This is a genomic window from Agrobacterium sp. SORGH_AS 787, assembly GCF_030819035.1.
Classification (GTDB): Bacteria; Pseudomonadota; Alphaproteobacteria; order Rhizobiales; family Rhizobiaceae; genus Agrobacterium; species Agrobacterium larrymoorei_B.
Genome location: NZ_JAUTBG010000002.1, coordinates 1,371,493 through 1,390,459 on the forward strand (window position 1 = coordinate 1,371,493; position 18,967 = coordinate 1,390,459).

The 18,967-nt window shown below is 53.2% G+C and carries 17 protein-coding genes; 7 read left to right on the forward strand and 10 right to left on the reverse strand.

Annotated elements, in window-relative coordinates:
• Positions 1 to 109: 109 nt before the first annotated feature.
• Complete coding sequence (locus QE435_RS15900; RefSeq protein ID WP_349041969.1) at positions 110 to 577, reverse strand: hypothetical protein; 468 nt, start codon at positions 575 to 577, stop codon at positions 110 to 112.
• A 109-nt stretch (positions 578 to 686) separates the two neighbouring features.
• Here QE435_RS15900 and QE435_RS15905 point away from each other — a divergent pair, with 109 nt between their 5' ends.
• Complete coding sequence (locus tag QE435_RS15905) at positions 687 to 1,118, forward strand: hypothetical protein (RefSeq protein ID WP_349041970.1); 432 nt, start codon at positions 687 to 689, stop codon at positions 1,116 to 1,118.
• Here the strand turns inward: QE435_RS15905 and QE435_RS15910 are convergent.
• Together QE435_RS15910 and QE435_RS15915 are read right to left on the reverse strand one after the other, a co-directional pair.
• A complete protein-coding gene (locus QE435_RS15910) occupies positions 1,056 to 1,868 on the reverse strand; it encodes a hypothetical protein (protein ID WP_349041971.1) in 813 nt (270 codons plus the stop codon). The genes QE435_RS15905 and QE435_RS15910 overlap by 63 nt on opposite strands.
• A gap of 32 nt (positions 1,869 to 1,900) precedes the next feature.
• Positions 1,901 to 2,470: a site-specific integrase gene (locus QE435_RS15915; RefSeq protein WP_349041972.1), complete on the reverse strand. Its 570-nt coding sequence runs from the start codon at positions 2,468 to 2,470 to the stop codon at positions 1,901 to 1,903.
• A 382-nt stretch (positions 2,471 to 2,852) separates the two neighbouring features.
• Here QE435_RS15915 and QE435_RS15920 point away from each other — a divergent pair, with 382 nt between their 5' ends.
• The 4 genes from QE435_RS15920 to QE435_RS15935 all read left to right on the forward strand — a co-directional run bounded on the left by QE435_RS15920 (position 2,853) and on the right by QE435_RS15935 (position 8,557).
• Positions 2,853 to 4,220 carry a hypothetical protein gene (locus QE435_RS15920; protein ID WP_349041973.1) on the forward strand — a complete coding sequence of 456 codons (1,368 nt, stop codon included), beginning with the start codon at positions 2,853 to 2,855 and terminating at the stop codon, positions 4,218 to 4,220.
• 245 nt (positions 4,221 to 4,465) lie between these two features.
• Positions 4,466 to 4,891, forward strand: a complete 426-nt coding sequence (locus QE435_RS15925; protein ID WP_349041974.1) for a very short patch repair endonuclease — start codon at positions 4,466 to 4,468, stop codon at positions 4,889 to 4,891.
• 45 nt (positions 4,892 to 4,936) lie between these two features.
• Positions 4,937 to 7,318 (forward strand): DNA (cytosine-5-)-methyltransferase, encoded by a 2,382-nt coding sequence (gene dcm, locus QE435_RS15930; protein WP_349041975.1) that lies wholly within the window; start codon positions 4,937 to 4,939, stop codon positions 7,316 to 7,318.
• Positions 7,319 to 7,351: 33 nt separating this feature from the next.
• Positions 7,352 to 8,557, forward strand: a complete 1,206-nt coding sequence (locus QE435_RS15935; RefSeq protein WP_349041976.1) for a hypothetical protein — start codon at positions 7,352 to 7,354, stop codon at positions 8,555 to 8,557.
• 13 nt (positions 8,558 to 8,570) lie between these two features.
• Here QE435_RS15935 and QE435_RS15940 read toward each other — a convergent pair whose 3' ends face one another.
• Both QE435_RS15940 and QE435_RS15945 read right to left on the reverse strand, forming a co-directional pair.
• Positions 8,571 to 9,746, reverse strand: coding sequence for a hypothetical protein (locus QE435_RS15940; RefSeq protein WP_349041977.1), 1,176 nt, complete (start codon positions 9,744 to 9,746; stop codon positions 8,571 to 8,573).
• A 161-nt stretch (positions 9,747 to 9,907) separates the two neighbouring features.
• Positions 9,908 to 11,992: an ATP-binding protein gene (locus QE435_RS15945; protein ID WP_349041978.1), complete on the reverse strand. Its 2,085-nt coding sequence runs from the start codon at positions 11,990 to 11,992 to the stop codon at positions 9,908 to 9,910.
• An 806-nt stretch (positions 11,993 to 12,798) separates the two neighbouring features.
• On the opposite strand from QE435_RS15945, the gene QE435_RS15950 reads away from it, so the two are divergent.
• A complete protein-coding gene (locus QE435_RS15950; protein WP_349041979.1) occupies positions 12,799 to 12,924 on the forward strand; it encodes a hypothetical protein in 126 nt (41 codons plus the stop codon).
• Between the two features lie 258 nt (positions 12,925 to 13,182).
• On the opposite strand, the gene QE435_RS15955 is transcribed toward QE435_RS15950, so the two are convergent.
• The 5 genes from QE435_RS15955 to QE435_RS15975 form a co-directional block, all read right to left on the reverse strand.
• On the reverse strand, positions 13,183 to 13,656 hold the full coding sequence (locus QE435_RS15955) for a DUF3597 domain-containing protein (RefSeq protein WP_349041980.1): 474 nt from the start codon (positions 13,654 to 13,656) through the stop codon (positions 13,183 to 13,185).
• A 250-nt stretch (positions 13,657 to 13,906) separates the two neighbouring features.
• The gene (locus QE435_RS15960; protein WP_306930928.1) at positions 13,907 to 14,683 is read right to left on the reverse strand and encodes an ABC transporter permease; all 777 of its coding nucleotides are present in this window, start codon (positions 14,681 to 14,683) and stop codon (positions 13,907 to 13,909) included.
• A complete protein-coding gene (locus tag QE435_RS15965; RefSeq protein ID WP_349041981.1) occupies positions 14,670 to 15,491 on the reverse strand; it encodes an ABC transporter ATP-binding protein in 822 nt (273 codons plus the stop codon). Before QE435_RS15965 ends, QE435_RS15960 begins: the two co-directional genes overlap by 14 nt.
• A 10-nt stretch (positions 15,492 to 15,501) precedes the next feature.
• Positions 15,502 to 16,503 (reverse strand): ABC transporter substrate-binding protein, encoded by a 1,002-nt coding sequence (locus QE435_RS15970; protein ID WP_349041982.1) that lies wholly within the window; start codon positions 16,501 to 16,503, stop codon positions 15,502 to 15,504.
• A gap of 49 nt (positions 16,504 to 16,552) precedes the next feature.
• Positions 16,553 to 17,635 (reverse strand): 4-oxalomesaconate tautomerase, encoded by a 1,083-nt coding sequence (locus QE435_RS15975; RefSeq protein ID WP_309773135.1) that lies wholly within the window; start codon positions 17,633 to 17,635, stop codon positions 16,553 to 16,555.
• Between the two features lie 104 nt (positions 17,636 to 17,739).
• Between QE435_RS15975 and QE435_RS15980 the strand changes: the two genes are divergently transcribed.
• Positions 17,740 to 18,636 (forward strand): LysR family transcriptional regulator, encoded by an 897-nt coding sequence (locus tag QE435_RS15980; protein ID WP_306930933.1) that lies wholly within the window; start codon positions 17,740 to 17,742, stop codon positions 18,634 to 18,636.
• The last annotated feature ends 331 nt before the right edge of the window (positions 18,637 to 18,967 follow it).

The window sequence follows — 18,967 nt, forward strand, 5'->3', positions numbered from 1 at the left end:
TTGGTAGAATTCCATTGCCACTCGTTTGAAGCAGCAAGAACGTTGGAGATATGCAATGCGTGTAAATGCAACGTAGGCGTGGCCACACGGGTTTACGCGCATCTATGGTTCAATGCTTCATAAACTGACCGGCGACGACGACTTGATCGCCGTTGAATGAAAAGTTCGACATTTCCTTGGTGCAATAGCCAGCGACGCCAGCAACGTCATATATCGGCTGGAAATTCGTTGTCCCTGCCTTTGTTAAAATGTTCCATTTACGTGCCGTCAGGAGCGGAAGGTCAACCGTTGGGTCGTCTGGAAACTTCAGCAGTCCGTGGGCATGAATGTTGGTCTTCGTATGCTCGATGACAAAGATTCCGTTGGTCCGTTTATTGGTAGGGTAGGTGTGAAACTTATGCCCGCATATTTCGCGATCCATCATTCCGCAAAACTTGCCGATGAGCCTGGTCATTTCGAGTATTTCACCAGTGTCGTTCGTCGCCAAGGTGACGAATGCATTTGGCTCCATCTGCTTAGCCAGCTTAACATAGTTGTCGCGTAGCTGTTGGCGCAGTTTTTGATTGTTCTGTGTCATGCCATCTCCCTGCTGCTGCTTCAGCAGCGACCGTTGATAAATAACTGAGTTATTTATGCCTCAGCAGCACACGGCGGCGCGCTGAGGAAGGTCTTCGAAGGAGCGTATTATGGTGCTGGATGTCGAATTGCTTGAGGCGCTGTATCAACGGCTATCAGGTGCCGGGCTGGTGCAAAGCAAAACAGAGTTTTCAACTGAGATGCTGGGCAAAGGTGCGAGCTACCTCACCTCAATGAGTGCGCGGGAGCGACAGGTTCCTGAAGCAGTATTCCGTTCGCTGCTTGAGCGCCTTGAGCTTGATACCAAGTCAACAGATCGTCGTATCAAGGAGCTTGAGGTAGAACATCTGCTGTGCCGAAGTCAGCAGTATCAACGAAAACTCGTTGTTCAAATGCTCCTTGAACGGCTCTCAACGGACAAACCAAGGCAGCGCCTTTATGCCCGCTTATGGGTGTCTGTGTTACGGCCCTTCCTGGCATCAGTCGGCCTCTGTCGCATTCGACACTCGACAACCATGGAAATTCCACACCGCGCTGTCTGAAACGAATTTCACGGTCTTTCCCACATCTATGATCGTATTGGCGAAGCCGTTCGGCTGATATGCCGGATAGGCCGTTACCTTCATAGGCTCGTACCGGTCGTTGACACAATTGAACTGTATGTTCTTCAACGGAACCTGATCGCGGTTCGTCACGTAAAAATCAGTCCTGCCGTCTTTAACGTTCCGTTCGAAGCGCAGCTCAAGCTTGAATGGCAATGGCGCGACGAACGTCGCGTCTGTCGGCCAGCATTTCATAAGGTTCGGATCGCTGCGGTACCGTTTGAAATCGGTGGACGTCGCCACAAGTGTCGTCGTGCCGTATCCAGTATCAAGTTGCGCCAACCGGCCAAACCCACCGCTGAACAGCTTAGCGACCGGCTCTCCGTTATCGTGAAAGATGCGACACGCCACGTTGGCGGAGATCATCGGGTCTTTGCCTACATTTGTGATGCGGACGGCACCCGTCACTTGACCGTTGTCGCGCAGTATCTCTACGCTGATCGGCACGTTTTCAGTGAGCTTGTATGTAGGCAGATCAAGCGCCCAAAACCGAAAGGTCGCTCCGAGGATATAGGAAAGCCCTATCAGCCCGACGACAATCAGCCAGCAATATGCGCCAAGTCCCGCCCACGCGGTCACGCGGATTGCAATGACGCCGCTGACAACCAACGCGAGGAGGATCACGATATAGAACGAGCCGAACATGTGAGAGAACGAGCCGCCACCTGCCCAGGTGGACAGAACGACCACAGCGAAAACAATGAGATGAGGCATGCTTCACCTCACAGTAAATCGACGGCGGCTTTCATCATGTCGTCCCGCACATCAATATAGCGTTGAGTGGTGGTGAGGTTTCGATGACCGGCAAGCGTCATGATGACCTTCGGACTGACCCCGGAATGTGCAAGCCGGGTGATGAACCAGCGGCGACCGCTGTGCGATGTCGCCCCTTCAAGCCCGGCCAGCTTATAAATCTGTCCCATCAACTGACAGAGCGTGTTCGCGGAAAAGGGTGTGCGCTTCTGTGTAAGGAGCAACGGCGCATCAGCATCCCCGCTTTCGGGCCGATCCATGCTGAAACGCTCGATCTCGCGGCGCAGCCGTTCATTCAAAAAGACCGTCCGAGCATGGCCGCCTTTGGTGGTTTCAGCCCGAAGCCGCAATTGCTCCCGAACCTTACCCTCACCGTCGAAGACATCGCGCGCGGTTAGCGCCGCAATTTCACCTACACGCAAGCCTGCGAGATGGGAGAGCATCAAGGCCAGCCTGTTGCGTCCGGCATGTTTCATCTGCGCGACGATGGCCAGCACCCGCTTGAATTCTATTTCCGTTAAAACCCGAGCTTGCTTCACCTAACCCTCACAAAAAGCTGCGTTTCCATGCTATTCGTTATGTTGCCGATGACACGGAAGGGCGAGCAGAGATTGCGCGGAGGGAATTGCTCTACGGATGCAGCAGGTTAATGGACAGAAATCCTGAAATCTAAGAAAATGCGTGTTTTATTAAGTATGGAAATAAAGAATTGACAGCTGTCTGCATCCTTGCTTCCAGATCTCGCGGCATCCGCTCCGCAAGGTCACACCACCGGATCAATCCAACGTTACTAAAACATGACGGTAATGATCTGGGACGGCTGGGTGCAAACGAGCAATATTATAGTATGAGAACCGAACTGGAGGCGATCCGGGGATCGATCGCTTGCGGTTATCACTCTCGCCCCCCGGAGATCAAACGATGAGCAAGGATGGTCGGGATCCCAATTGGATTTCGCCACGCACCGGGCATGACTGGCGTGACGATGAACTGATGCTGGCCGTAGCCTGGCTCAAGGGCCTGGTCCCGCGAAACGACATCGAGCGTCGTCTCGATGCGGCCAAAGCATATCTGGCCAGAGCGCGGCAACTTCAAAGAAGCGGAGGGCGACCATCACTCTTCGATAAGAGTGACACGATCGCTTGGTACATCCTGCAGGCTGAAACGTTCGCAACAGACCGGACGTTCTTCGCACCGGAGGGTGTAATGCGGGCTGTTCCGTACCTCACCCGCATCGGCAAGGAATTATCGTCGATGCTGTCCGTTGAGGGAGCGGAAGAGCGGGCCGCGCGAATGATGACATCTGACAGGGCGCAGCCTGATGGACCGTTGTTCGAATTACTTGTGAGCCTGGCCTGGAAGCGTAACGGCTGGAAGGAGGTGAAGTTCTTGCCCGAGAAGAAGGGGATTGCGAGAACTCCCGACCTCTTGGCCTCAAAGCCACGGACGACCTGGGCGATTGAATGCAAACGCATGGTCACGTCAACGTATGCAAAGAGCGAACGTGCCATAGGAATGAAGCTTGCAGAACCTATTCACGCAATGTGCCTCGATCGGTACGAGTCCCATATCGTCGAGGTGATTTATAAGGTCGAGCTGTCGCAGATCCCGGAGGATTATCTAATCACCACCGTCGACCGTGTTTTGACACGCGGACTTTCTTATGGCTGGGATGACGAGATCTCCAAGGGAATTGTCCGACCTGTCGAGTGGAATCTCACTCGTCGTGTGATGGCGCGCGATTTCGTGTATTATGGCGGTAGTCGCATGATAGAGCTTCTCGCAGGAAGATACGAGCCTGATGCAGACTACAGCATGGCGGCCAAGTGGCGGCCCAGGCCGGATAGACCGGAGTACGCCGACGCCGTTTATCAAGCTAGCGTTGTCGCTTGGGATTGTATCGCGGCAGAGGCGACCAAGAGGAAAGCGGCGCATTTCAGGAGGCTGTTGGCCAATGCAGAAGGCCAGCTGCCAACGGATATTCCAGGCGCTATCCACGTCGGAATTGAAAGCTACTCAGGAAACTTTGTGGATTATTTCCGCCACATGCAAAATCGCTCGGAGGCGCGCTCTTTCCGGCCCTCCACGTCTCGTCTCCGCTGGGTGTATGCCAACCATTTTGTCCCGGAGGATACGACACAGCACGACGAGACTTGGGCGATCACCGAGACGATGGTTCCCTACAGGGTAGGTAAGCACGGAACGAACTCGCCTCTTCCCGGGCATATGCTGGTTTCTTTGGAGGCTGATGCGAACCCCTGGTCACATTGGTCACGTCCCCGGGAATAGTGGTACTTGCAAGGACGCTAGTTTTGCTCTTGTGGCATTACGTAATCTAAAATGGTGTACGTTCAGATGATCGAACGCCGATGAAGCTCGTCGCCGGATATCTAGCGGCATCTGCTTTTGGCCTCAAAAATTACCTTAATTTGATACATCAGAAATTATACATCTTAGCGACGAATGGCCATCGTCTTTGCATTTTCGTGAAGTACGAGGAACCTCCACGATTTTCCCGATAAGAACTTATAGGAGTGCATTTGGTTGAGAAGCGAGCTTTAGCTGAACCAGTATCACCTGGCCGCAGGCGTAATATGCAGGCGATTAAAGCGAAAGATACTAAGCCGGAGTTGGTCATCAGAAAGCTCTTGCACAGTCTCGGCTACCGTTACCGCCTCCACGCCAAAGATCTACCGGGAAGGCCAGACATTGTGTTTCGCCCACGGAAGAAGGCAGTGGAGGTCCGCGGTTGCTTTTGGCATCGCCATCAAGGATGCAAAAATTGCGCGACGCCGGGTACGCGTACTGATTGGTGGGAAGGAAAACTCACCGCAAATGTTCTGCGCGACGAAAGGAATATGGCAGACTTAACCGCTTTGGGTTGGGAGGTGTTAATAATTTGGGAATGCGAAACAAACCATAATGACATTCCCAAACGTTTGATCGATTTTCTAAAATAGCCCGCCTTCATGCGCCGGCAGGTGGCGCAAAAGAGAAAAACCAAAATGTTGAAACTCAGCTCGCTGATGTCACAAGTTCGCGCAGAAATTGAACTTAGAGGAATTGACCTTGCGCGGGCATCCAAACAAATCGGAGTATCGCACGATACTCTGAGAAAGCATTTAGCGGGAGAGCACGTCCGAAGCGATTCTGCCCTGAAATACCAAGACTGGATTAACGGGCGGAAATCGGTCGGACGATTTGCCTCGATCGAAAAGCGTGACAAAAATATCTTGCCTCCCGATGATCTAGAGAAATTGATTTTGACCACTCCAACGAAACCTCGGCTGGTCGTTGATATTTTCTCTGGTTGCGGTGGATTGAGTTTAGGCTTCGACCTGCTGCAGGACGGCAAGCAATTTGAAACGATACTTGCGATCGACGTCAATCGCGAGCCTGTTGCCGTCTTGAATAAAAACAAAGAAAAATTCTCTGACACCGAACTTCCAGTCGGTCGTCAACTCGACTTGACCGAATTCTCTAGCCCCTATGAGTTTTTAGCGTTCTATCTTCAGCATGTGGCAGCTCTAAAAGGTGATGACGCGACTCTCCGGCGTCTAGATGAAATCGGCGGGGGCGCTTTCCCGGAATATCGAGCGGTGATTTCCGCGGCCGATCAAGCATTCGAAAATGCGCTCATTGAAGTTTGGCAATCGGCAGAATGGCGTCAGATGATGAGCTCCTTCAACCGGGACGCGCTCTCACAAACGTCGGTTGCCGCATTTCAAGATCGACTTAAGCTCCCCAGGCTAACTCAAAAAATTCCCACAGTACGCCGGACCCTGTGGAATGATCGTCACAACGTTTCAGGCCTATCATCCTCGCCGTCAACCGAGTTCATTATTGCGGCGGAACGCGAATGGGATGTCGAGGCAGGAGAACTGAAACGCAGGCGGGGAGGCAAAGGCAAAGGGCAACTTCAGGTCTCGGCGCGTCGCGTCATGGAATTCTGCGATCTATTGGATGCGGACGCTTTCGCACCCATTAAAGCAGCATGGATAGATTGGCGTGCAGTTTGGCTAGAAGCCAGACTATTGGCATTTTCAGGCGATTTATTCCAAACAGAGGTGAGAGACCTTTATCAAAGCACCTATCCGGTAAGTGTTTTGGTTGGTGGCCCTCCATGCCAGGGGTTCAGTCGAATTGGACGAGGAAAGATCAGAAGCCTCCATGACGCGCAGATGCATGCACACAGTAGCTCTGAAGCCGGGGACTCGAGAAATCTGCTGTTCAACCAATACGTTATGATATTGGATGCATTGCGACCTCGCTCTTTTATTCTTGAAAACGTGCAGCATTTCAAATCCACCGTTAAAGCTGGAAAAGGAGAGTTTCCGGCGACTGACGTGCTTGCAGAGGCTATTGCTAATGTGTCGGATGACCAAGCGAGTTATCAAGTTGCCTCAACGGTTCTGAATGCAGCAAGAGCCGGAGCACCACAGAACCGGATAAGATATTTCATGTGCGGGCTTCGATCCGATCGCCGCGAATTAAGCGAAGTCTTGGCCGAAGCGAATTGGATATTGGCTCTTCCACGGCAGCAGGAGGCTTCGCTAGACCTTGCCCTTGCTGGGCTCCCTGACCCTTATTTCACGGCTGATGGAACGAGTAGCCGAGCCGCCATGGAGAAGCTTGCGGAGATAAGCGAGATTCCGACGGCACCGTCGCAGTCTCCATACCTAGATTGGATCCGCCGCTCTCAATTTGGCGCACGGGCTAAAACCACTCGTAGGGTGGACTCTCATGCGGCACGCAGTCCTCGGTCGGATGACGCGGCACTATTTTCTCTCATATCTCCCGGAAAACGCTGGATGGACTACCGCGCTGAAAGTGCTTCGACCATTGAGGAATTAGGTTGCTTAGTGAGCGCGATAATCAACCTTCCGGCGAACGTGAAAGAATTGATCAAGTCGTCCGCAGCCGGGTCAAATACATGGTTCCCTGATGATCAGCATCTCAACAAGCTACATAGCAAGCTTGATGGATCGCTGCCCATACGCCTCCTACTAGAGCAAATAAGCGCCGAACTCGGACACGATCACCACCTTCTTCGAGACACTTATCTCGCTAAGCGTGACAGTCAGCATGGGGATTGGCTTGCACGAATGGATCCTAAGAAACCTTCGAAAACGATGGTCAGTCATATGAGCAAAGACACTTACGCCTTTGTCCATCCGTATGCTCCACGAACTCTTTCCGTGCGAGAAGCTGCCCGAATCCAGACATTTCCAGATTGGTTCTCATTCTCGAATGTCTCGATGACGGACGCGTTCAAAATGATTGGGAATGCTGTTCCGCCATTTCTCAGCCATCTTCTAGCTTTCCGCATGGCGCATGCTTTGGAGAATTCGGCGCGGCCGGCGCTCCACCTAGTTAAGTCCGCTTAAATTTACTGCTCAGAAAAAAGTGTGAAATAGCGAATGTCTCTGCTCTCAATATGGGAAGACAACTACGGCACTGAGAACCAGAAAGCCCTATGGCAACTGGTGGCAATGGCAGGCAAAGGACATGTCAAAGACAATAGTCAATGCTCTGAGGAACTGAGAACCTTTTTTGGCCAAGTGGACGCTGATACACTCGAGGCGTTCGCGGACGAATGCCTGCATGACGGCTTCGAAGGAAGCGGATTTGTACTCCAAGATATAATCAACGAGATAGGCCGTCGGCTGGAATTTGATGTCCACCCCGGTGCTTATCGGGGTGCGAAAGGTCGAAATGGTTTCGATGGAATTTGGAAAGCCGGTGAAGGATTTGAGTTTGTCATAGAGGTCAAGACCACTGATACATATAATGTCAAACTCGACGTCATAGACCGGTATCGCAGCGATCTTATATCGAGCGGGCGCCTCGGCGAAAATAGCTCGATCGTCTTCGTGGTTGGCCGACAGGATACCGGCTCCCTGGAAGCGCAAATACGCGGTTCGCGGCACGCCTGGACCATGCGTGTGATCGGAGCAGCTAGCCTCATAAGACTATTAAAGATAAAAGTAAAAGCGGATTCGAATGAGGTAGTTGCTCGCATCAAAGCGCTTCTCCGACCAGTCGAATACACCCGTGTCGATGGTATTGTTGATCTGATGTTTGATGCGACAGAGGAGCAGGCCCTCGACACCCCTCCTGAACAAGCGACTTCGGAGACAGATACACCTGATTCACAAATTCAGAGGCTCAGAACTGGATCTGGTGCTGCTAGTGCCGGAATCGAGGAATTTCGTGGGATTGCTGCTGATTATCTTTCGAGAAAGTTAGATGTCCCGCTTCTCCGCCGGAGACGGTCGATGTTTACATCTGCCGATGACGGTGTTCGTGCGGTTGTCGCAGTTTCAAAGCGTTACGACAGAGATTACCAAGCTTATTGGTATGCACTCTACGAATCTCAAAAGACTTATCTTGATGAGGCGAAGACGGGCTATCTCGTGCTCGGCGCCCTCGATACAGCTAAAATATACGTGCTCCCGCTCGATTTTATCTCCCCTCTGCTTCCGAAGATGAAAACAACTGTTCGAGATGAAGGGCAAACCTATTGGCATATTGCAACAAAATTAGTGGGTCCAGAATGCCGCCTTGTTGTGGGATCCGAAGAACTACCGATTAGCCAATTCGAAATACAAATGCGAACCGCCTAATCTGTGCGTCGCGTTATCGGAACTCAACAATGCCGGGTCGCGTACTGAAGTTAGCGACATGCGTCGCTAGTTCGCTTGCGAGGGCTTCACGAAGGCGGATAACAGGCTTCAGGTCTGCCAGCCGAGCCTCCGGTAGGCTAACACGATACCGCATATTTGCGATGACGCTATATCGCCCTTTAGCACCTTTAAACGGAGGGGTCTGGAACAGCCATTCTCTTTTATCCGGGAAATCTCTGAACGTGTTGCGCTCGTGAAGATTTACAGCTGTGTAGGAAACTTCAGGCACCTCGACAGCCAAAACCCCATCTAATACGCGCGTCTTGTTATTGGCGTGATCGCACGACGCTCCTAGCCGCACGAATCGCCATTTGCATGAACGGGCGAATTTGGCCTTATCACCGTCAGTTTTCAATGTTCCCCCCTTAAGCGGGAGGAACTCGTTGGCCAGTAGAGCTTCACGGCTACTTTTAAAGCGGCCTTCAAGAAAGGGTCGCACATCTGAATACTTCAGATCATACACGACCCCGAAACTCGATGGCGCATCGCTGCTTAAAAGTTCTACGTGGAAAAATGTATTTAGCGCAGCCTTCTGAGTATCGTTGGGATTGCCGACATTTGCAGCAGCCAAGATCCGCTGCCATGCAGCTTCAGCTTGGAGGTCAGGTTTTCTATAATCTAAGCGGTCTGCCAAGACTGCTGACATCCCATTTGTAAAGGCTCGGAATGGGCGGGCTTTAGCCTCAACGTTGCCGGCAGCAGCATGACTCACAGCGTGGACAGCTTCTGAAACTGCAGCCCCGCCTGCTAATCCAAACCTTTCGGATAATTTCATTATTTCCAACACGGCCCGGTCTGCAGCCGAGATCACTGCAGCCTCCCAATCAAGCAACATAGAAAGTCCCGGAAGCTCGTTTTGTAGCGTCTTCAACTTTTCAATAAGGCTCGGTCCGTCTTCGAGATAGTCAGGTTTGGAGAGGCAAAAGGTTGCGCTGGGTCGCAGCGTCGGATCAAGATGCTCCTGCAAATGATTAGAAAGCGCATCGTGCGCATTTGGATTATTCGTCCAAGTTACCAGAGCATAAGGGCCGTTCTCGGGGGAAATCAATTTCCGAATAATTGCCATAATGGGCGAAAAAGTACGAGCGCTTACATCTAAGCCTGCTCCAGGAAGCAGATTTATGTCCATGAAGAGCACTCTTACACCATTCCGGAAGGGAGTCTGCCTATCTTGGGCCTCGTGAGCTTCGAGGCACTCGCAAAGCCCCCCTAAAGCACCAAACGCACGCCTTAGAGCTTGTAGGTGCTCGATTGTATCATCTACAGCTACGATACGCGGTGCGACAATCATTATTTCCATTTCCCCTGGCGGAATACTAATGCAGTTACAGCCCCATCATAGCTAGCTGGCAAACCAACATCTTCTGCACTGGGAAATGCGATGAAGCCATCGCATGCCTCCATTACCAATCGCGCGTAGTACATTCCTATTCCCATTCCATCTGCTTTCAAGCTAATGAAAGGTTGTAGAACATCTTCCGGAGCAAGATTATATCCAGGTCCATTGTCGGCAATTACTAGAGAAGGCCCTTCTGAAAAATAATTGCTCGTGGTGATTCGAATGCCTCTACGTGATTTTTTAGTATCATTGGGCCATTTTTGATCTAGCCAATAAATCGAATTGTCTAGAACGTTTGATATTGCACCCATAACAATATTTCTCGGCACCTTGAGCTCAAAGTCGCTCGCCTCCTTGCTCAGCACAGGCGTTGATAATACTATTTTATGTCTATCGAACCGATCGGAATTGAGTTGGCTCACGGTGTGCACTAATTCAGAGACCCGTACTAGAGCCTCGGGCGTTTTTCTGAAGAAATTGCTGAAACTATCCAGCAATTCCACCAGTGAGCCCGACCTCTGTTCGAGCTTGTCAATTGGTTCACCACGCTTAATTGCCGAGTAGAGCGCGCGAACGCCATGTTCAACCTCGTGAAACAACGTTGCAACGTGCATCTGCGTTGCACCTGGACGCAAGAGCGTCTCTTGCATATCGCGTACCCGCGCTTCAACCTTATCGACTAGTTTGGTAATCTCTGGGCCTAGTGACCTTTTTTCCACTTCTCGTCTGAGATCTGCTATTGCTGAATTGGGATTGATGCGGGAATCCTGACCGTTCTTAGCTAGAACCCGTCTCATCCTCCCTTTATCTATCGAACGTTGTCCTTCGAGATGAGTAAGGGCAGATAGAACGATAGCTCTCAAGCGTTGATAAGTGACGTTATCATCAAATCCATCACGACTAGTCTTCTCTTTCAATCCCGCGCTAGAGGACATCTGAAGGTTGATTAAGCCGACGATATTGTTGTTGCTGATGGCCTTCGCGGGCTGGTTCACTCGCCTAAGATCAAGGCCTAGCCAGTCATCGCCGGGTTCGCCGTAGTTGTATACGCGGATTTCATCGCGATAGACTCGGACGCCGCCATTCTCTTCCAAGAACGACGCGATTTGATTTTGTTCAGCTATAAAGACGGTAACATCTCGATCTTGGTCAAAGACAAAGAACGTACCCGAGACAGGCCCAATGTCATCGGTGAAATTTTCTGGAACAATATTTGGAAGCTTCTCTTCATCGAACAGCCATTCGGCAATTCGTTTCGGAAGCGGTAGGTTTTCATCGGCGCCGCTGCGCTTGTAACCTTCCACTTTCATCCCAGGCGGAGGATTAAATTGGTAGTCCCAATTAAATTTTCCCTCTGCGAAAGAAAAATCGTACCTCCATATCGCAGCACCAAGAATGTCACCAACACCGAGGAGATCTTTGACCCAAGCTTTCTGATTTGGCACGTCAAGCTTTACGTCAAAATCGTCCTGCGTAGAGAATGGTGCTGATATCGATGTCACGTTGCGCCATAGGCGCCTTATGTCTCCGCGAGTCCATTCAGCTTTGAGGTCGCTTATTTCAATGCGAGTGCCTGTCTCACTTCCCTTGAAATACTCTCCCGCCGTCTCCTCGATAAGTATTTCCGTCTCGTCCATATATCGGCGATTAGTTTGTTCACTCCAGTCGATTCCCACATGAAATTCAGGGCTATCTTTTGCCTTCGTCCACAAATCGATCTTATTTCCGAGCTTGTGTGCCGCAAATCGTCCTACACCCTTCTCCCCGAGCGGAAGCCGATTATACTTCGGACTTCTTATACCCCTATGTCGCTGTAGCTCCCGCACATCTGCGCCGGGCTCAAGCCAGACGCCGGTGAGTGTTTCCAGCGTCATGCCCGAACCGTCATCGACGACAGAAATCTTCCCTGCGGGTGTATTGGGATTCGCCAAAGTAACTACGACAGAATTCGCGTCCGCGTCATAAGAGTTTTTTACCATTTCAAAGACAGCAAGGCGGGCATTGTCAATCAGCTGCTCACCAAGCAGAGCTAGCAATCTAGCGCGAGGCCTAAATGCACGGCGTATTGGTTTATTTGTTATGGTCTGTCTCCCATGCATCTTGCGCGACGCTGGGTCGGCCATCGCTCAATAAAGCCGCATCTAATAGAGAAAATCCACTTTTTTATCGTACCAAAACTTAGATATCACCGATAAATTCAATGCAAGGTTTAAGGCACTGAATACGCGGCCAAAAAGTAAGTGGAGCTTAGCACCCGAGTTTTTCGAGCGTGAGCTGTACATTTGCACGCCTGGGCGGGCCCACATCACGGGATTAGTTCTATAAGTAGAGTACTACTGGGGCAATGGCAAAACCGAGTATTAAACCTTGAATATTTCGAACCGAAATTTTTTCGGTTTGATTTCTTTCGCCATCGGTCCAGTGTGGCTGATTAGATTGAATTCTTGCTCACCAGCAAAATAATGTTAGTGGTGAAGTTTAGCGCACGAGCAGCGCATATCGGGATGAGGTAAGTGAATCCAAATGGTTATAGGGAGCTATTGGAATTGAAAATCCGCGTGTCGGTGGTTCAAATCCGCCTCCGGGCACCATTTCATTTTCCAAGTAGTTCTGGTTTTTTCGCAGGTGCTGTGCTGGCGGACCGATGTGTCTATGATGGTTGCTCGATTAAACATCGGGTGGCGGTGCGTCACCATGCCCTGATCGTAGATCGTATTCTAAGATTCGGAACACTCTCCTGTTACCGAGGTTCGCTTCGGAAAAAAGAGCAACCAGTGTCACGCGATATCGACGAGCGCATCCCGAACCTGCCGAGTGATCGCAAGGAGACACGTGGGCTCACTTGGCGTCCAAGGCCGGCGGGGACGAAGACATTATCACCAACAATGACGAAGGCGCGCCGCCTGTACCCTTTGGCCAGTCGGGAGACCGCGAGCAGGGTCCCGAGAGTGACGATGGGCGGGAGTAGGCAGCTTTCCTCATTGAGCATATGGACACGCCACGACATATGCTCATGGGCGTGTCGTTGCGATAGGTGCGAAGAGATCGATAGGTGCGCTAGCTCCTCCATCCTGGATACCAGAAACAAAAAAGGCCGGGGCGAATTCGCACCGACCTCTTGTCGCTTGTCATCTGCCGCCAGTACATCCGTGGTCAACGTGCAAGCGGTGGCGCCGCCACGCCACTCGACTGGGAGAATGCGCGGCGGCGTGTTTGGTTCCAAATTTTAATCGAGTAGTTCTGCGGGTACCTTGCCGCCATTTTCTGATAGTTTTTTAAGCAAAGCCTTATGAAGCCAGTTGTTCATTTCGGCTGAACCATTGAGTTCCCCGGTATAGCCTAGCTCCTGCGCCAGCTCTTTGCGTTCTGCGAGGCTCGCATCCATGCCGAGCGCTTTCATCAGGTCGACGATCGAATGCTTCCAGTCCAGACGTTGTCCACTGCGCTTGACTGCAGCGTCAAGCTGCGAAGCGACATCGACCTGCTGGGTGGATGCAGAGGTTGGCGCCGACGGGACAGGTGCCGAGCTGCCGGAGGTGGAGGGAACGGCTTGGCCGGTGCCGCCGACGGGCGGTGCGGTGGTTGCGGCGGGTTCGGGGATGGATGAAGGCGCTGGTGTCGGTTCCGTGGCGGACGGGGATGTCTGCTCGGCATGGGCCGAACCGAAGATCGCGTCTTTGATTTTACCGAAGATGCTCATGATGTTTCCTCTTTCGACTGGCTGTGGATGTTGGTCCAACGGTTCGAAGGCGGATCGCGTTCCGATTGGATGCGAAAAAGCTGGCCCTACCCAAGGTAGTTGTCATCATCGACACGGTGATGGGTTCTGACACTGGGACAATCATATCCCGTATGAGAGGCTGCTTGCAGAGATCCTGCGGTTCTTTCTAAATGGAAAAGGGGCAGCCAATCGACCGCCCCTTTTCAATTCTATTGCCGAGTTCGCGATCTCAGGCTGGCCGCTCTTCCGCGGCGTTTGGACGCCAGGTGATGAGCTTCTTCTCCGCGACATCGAGGATAAGGTCGATGATGAGAACGAAGATGGCCAGGATGATGATACCGGCAAAGACGCCGACCGCATCGAAATTGCCTTCCGAGCGAGCAATCAGATAACCAAGACCTGCGGAAGCACCGAGATATTCGCCGATGATGGCGCCGACGACTGCGAAGCCGACGGAGGTGCGCAGCGAAGACAAGATCCAGCTTGCTGCGGCTGGGAAGTAGACATGGCGCAGAAGATCGGAGCGCTTTGCGCCCAGGATACGAGCGTTCGACAGGACCACCGGGTTTACTTCTTTCACGCCCTGCATGGCATTGAAGAAGGTGACGAAGAAGACGAGTGTGACGGCCAGTGCAACCTTTGACCAGAGGCCCAGTCCCAACCAGAGGACGAAGATCGGAGCCAGAACGACGCGTGGAATGGCATTGACCGCCTTGATGAACGGATCGAGCACGCGTGCCACGAATGGGCTTAGTCCAAGCCATACGCCGGCTGCGACGCCAAGTCCCGTACCGATGAGATAGCCGAGCACCGTTTCACTCAAGGTAATGCCCACATGCTTGTAAAAGCCGGCATCAGCTATCCATGTGACGACCTGCTTAACGATGTCAAATGGGGCGGGGAAGAAGAAGCGATCAATGGCGCCGGTCGATACGCCAAGCTGCCATCCACCAAGAATGATGACCAGAAGCGCAACCTGAATGAGGCGGATATTAATGGCGTGCATAGCTCTTCTCCACTTCGCCGCGCAGGGATGCCCAGATGTCGCGGTACAGAGTCATGAATTTCGGGTCGAGTTTAATTTCGGCGACATTGCGCGGCCGCTCGAGATCAACAGGGAAGCTTTCGATCACGCGGCTCTTCGGGCCAGCGGCCAGAACCACCACACGGTCGCCAAGCGCAATGGCCTCTTCCAGATCATGCGTGATCATCACGACCGCGCGGCGATCTTCCTGCCATAGGCGCAGAAGCTCGTTCTGCATCAGATGACGGGTATGGATATCGAGCGCCGAGAAGGGCTCGTCCATCAGGATGACCTTCGGCTCGGTGATCAGCGCCTGCGCCATCTGGACGCGCTTGCGCTGGCCGCCGGACAGCATGTGCGGGAAGCGGTTCTCAAAGCCCTTGAGGCCGACTTTTTCAAGCCAGGACATCACCTTCACCCGGCGTTCTGCTTCCGGCACGCCGCGAAACATCAAGCCAAGTTCGACATTCTGATAGGCCGTTTTCCAGGGAAGCAGGGCGTCCTGCTGAAAGAGATAGCCGATATTGTTCTGCACGCCGTTGACGGCAGCGCCATCGATGCTGACGGAGCCTTTGGCAGGTTTCAACAAGCCGGCAATTGCGTTCAGGATCGTGGACTTGCCGCAGCCGGTCGGTCCGACGATGGAAAGGAATTCTCCATCGCCAACCGTGAGGTTGACATCCTGAACGGCAGTGAAAGCACCGAATGCCATCGTCACATTATCGATGGCAACCATCGATGTGGGTTCTGACTGTGCCACCGGCGTTAGCTTTCTGACTGGTGAAGACATGGACGGGCCCTCAGTTTGCGGGTTTCGAAGCGGCGGCTTCGACGAACTTGTTGGTGTAGGTGGTGTTGAGGTCGATCGTGGCCTTGGCCACAGCCTCGTTGAAGCTTTTCAGCACTGCGAGCGGCGTCTCGAGATCTTTCGGCTCGAACTTGCCGTCTTCGGAGAAGATCGCCTTGGCCGCGTCGACAGCCTTGATGTAGGTCGCCTTGTCGCCCGAAACGAAATCGTCCGGCAGCTTTTCGACGATCTCTTCAGCCGAATGTGCCTTCATCCAGTGCAGCGCTCGCACCGTGGCGTTGGTCACCTTCTGGATCACTTCCTGATTGGCGTCGATGTAATCCTGGGTCGCGTAAAGGACAGAGGTGGGGTAGATACCGCCATAGACATCCTTGGCGCCCTGATCGCTGCGCGCATCAATCAGGATCTTGCCCAGACCACGCTCGACGACGATGGTCGCAGCCGGATCGTAATTGACGAGCAGGTCGATCTTGCCCTGCTGAAGAGCGGCAACGGCAGCAGCACCGGAACCGACGCCGATGATGGAGATGTCGTTGTCGCTGAGATTATGCTCCTTCATGTAGTAGCGAATGAAGAAGTCCGAGGACGAACCGGGCGAGGTGATGCCGACCTTCTTGCCCTTGATCGTTTCAGGCTTTGCCGGATCGAAGTCCGTGTCGTTCTTGCCGGCGAGAACCAGGCCGGAGTTGCGGGCCAGCATGACGAAGCCGACGACATGCTTGTTCTGCGACTGCATCTGGATCGTGTGGTCGTAAAAGCCGACAGCGACATCCGTGGAGCCAGCCACAAGCGCCTGAAGCACCTTGGAACCGCCTTGAGCGAAGTTCTCGGTGGTCACATCCAGACCTTCGTCCTTGTAGTAGCCAAGGCTGGCGGCAACAGGGAAAGGCAGGTTGTTGAGGTTGTAGGAGCCAACGCTCATTCTCACGGATTCGGCATTGGCGGTGGCTGCAATGGCGCAGAGTGCGGCAGTTGCTAGCAGAAATTTACGCATGTGGGTCTCCTCCCGGTTTTCTCTATGCTGTGTGCCATAATGGCGTCGTCTATGCTGCGTGTTCAATCGCGGCTGCTGGTTTTGCGAAGGCGAAGCCCTCGAAGAGACGGCGTGCGGTTCTGACAAGACCGGCCGCAATGGCGCCGTTTCGCAGTTCAAGTTGGACGTCGAGACGTCCTGCCGGATGCTCGATCCGGATGAGTGTTGGGACACTGGGTTTGCCAGCTTCCTCGAATGCCACCGTGCCAGCGGTAACGGCAGCCGTGGCGATGCCGACGGCACCTGTGGTGGCCAATGCCGGATGGCATTCATTCGGCATGAAGTAACGGACGGACATCGTTCCGTCTTTTCGCGCTGGCGATATCAGAACAGGCTTGGGAATGACCATGTCGGACACGTCGCCCATGCCCATCAACTTGCCGGCTTCGAGACGGATCCGCGTCATCCGATCGATCAGCGCGCGATTGGCTGTCAGCGCCTGAGGATCCTCATACCCCGTGATGCCGAGATCAGCAGCCCGCATCAGGACCATCGGCATGGCGCAGTCGATCGCCGTGACATCGACCCCATCGATGATGTCGATAGGCTTTCCGGTCGGCAACAGCTTGCCCGTCTTCGCACCCGCCGAATCGACGAAGGTCAACGCAATGGGTGCTGCAAGGCCGGGAACACCATCGATCGAAGCATCGCCCAAGTAAATCACTTCACTGCCACGGGTGGGCACCTTGGCCTCGATCAACTTGCCGGTATTCACATTATGAATGCGAACCAGCGTGTCATGGTCCTTGGCCGCCACTAGTCCCGCTTCGATGGCAAACGGGCCAACGGCCGCAAGCATATTGCCGCAATTGGGAGAGTAATCTACGAACTGGCGGTCCGTCCGAACCTGGGCGAAAAGATAGTCGATATCCGCACCCTTCACCTTGGAGGGCCCGATGATTGCAACCTTCGATGTGACCGGATTGCCGCCGCCAATGCCGTCGATCTGAAGCGGATGACCTGACCCCATGATAGACAGAAGAGCGGCATCGCGCTGGGCCGGATCGCGCGGCAAATCAGATGCCAAAAAAAACGGGCCACGAGACGTTCCGCCGCGCATCAGCACACAGGGTATCTTAAGGAGATCGTTCATCTTCGCCTCAATCTTGCATTTCATGGATCAATCCATCCAGTTGTTGCAATATGAGGAAGAAAGGCTTATTTGTTAAATGCAATTTTCGAGAGGTTTATTGCGATATGAGCATCAATTGCGAGATTCTTGATCTTCGTGCTTTTCAGGCGGTGGTGGAGCTTGAGAGTTTTCATCGCGCTGCGGAAGCATTGCACATATCGCAACCGGCGCTCACACGGCGCATCCAGAAACTGGAGCAGGCTATCGGCGCCCCCTTGCTGGAGCGCACCACCCGACATGTGGCGCCGACAGCGATGGGGCAGGAGGTCATGCCGCTCGTCAGGCGCATGCTGGAAGAGTTCGACGGCTCTCTCTTCGCCATGAGGGATGGAGCGCTTCGCCGTGGCCTGATCACCATGGCCTGCGTGCCGACCGCTGCTTTCTACTTCCTACCCACCGTCATCAAGACCTTCAGCGAGCAATACCCGCATATAAGGCTGCGGATCCGCGATCTGACGGCCAATGAGGGCTTGCAGGCGGTCGCGCGGGGAGAGGTGGAATTCGGCATCAATCTGATGGGAAATTCCGACCCCGAACTGTCTTTCGAGCCGCTGATCGACGACCCTTTCGTTCTTGCCATGCGGAAGGATCACCCGTTGGCAAAGTACGACACGATCCACTGGAATCAGCTGGAGCCCTATCCGCTGGTGGTGGTCGACCGCTCCAGCGGCAACAGAACGCTGCTGGATGGCGCGCTGGCGCGACACAATCTCAAGCTCAACTGGTTCTATGAGGTGACGCACCTCAACACGTCATTGGGACTTGTAGAGGCGGGGCTCGGCATTTCCGTGTTGCCGCGTCTTGCCACCCCGCAGGAGGACCATCCCTATCTCGTGTCTCGCCCGATTGTCGATCCAGTGGTCTCGCGAACCATCGGTATCGTGCAAAGACGAAGCAGTGCGCTCTCGCCTGCGGCGGAAAAATTCGTCGCGATGCTGCTCAAGACGTGGAAAACACCCTGAGGATCGTCAGCGCCTGATCCGATAGCGGCCACGTAAGGCGTATCCTTATGTATATGAAGAAGGGTGGTCTCTGATGTGTCACCCGTGCAGGGCGGACACTATCGGACGGCTGAGCGTCGATCGCTGTATTCGTTTCATGAAACAGGAAGCAGTTTCCGACTCACGCGAATCGTCTGCCCATTGGTTCAGGCATCGCCTTGCCCGAATCGTCACCTCTGTCGTCCTGTCTTAACAGATCGAGTCCTGACGGTGGCGGCCTGCCAAACGTTAACAGCGTGTTAAAATCCTGCCGCCATATTCGTCCGACCTAACGTAAGTTGTGCCTAAAATA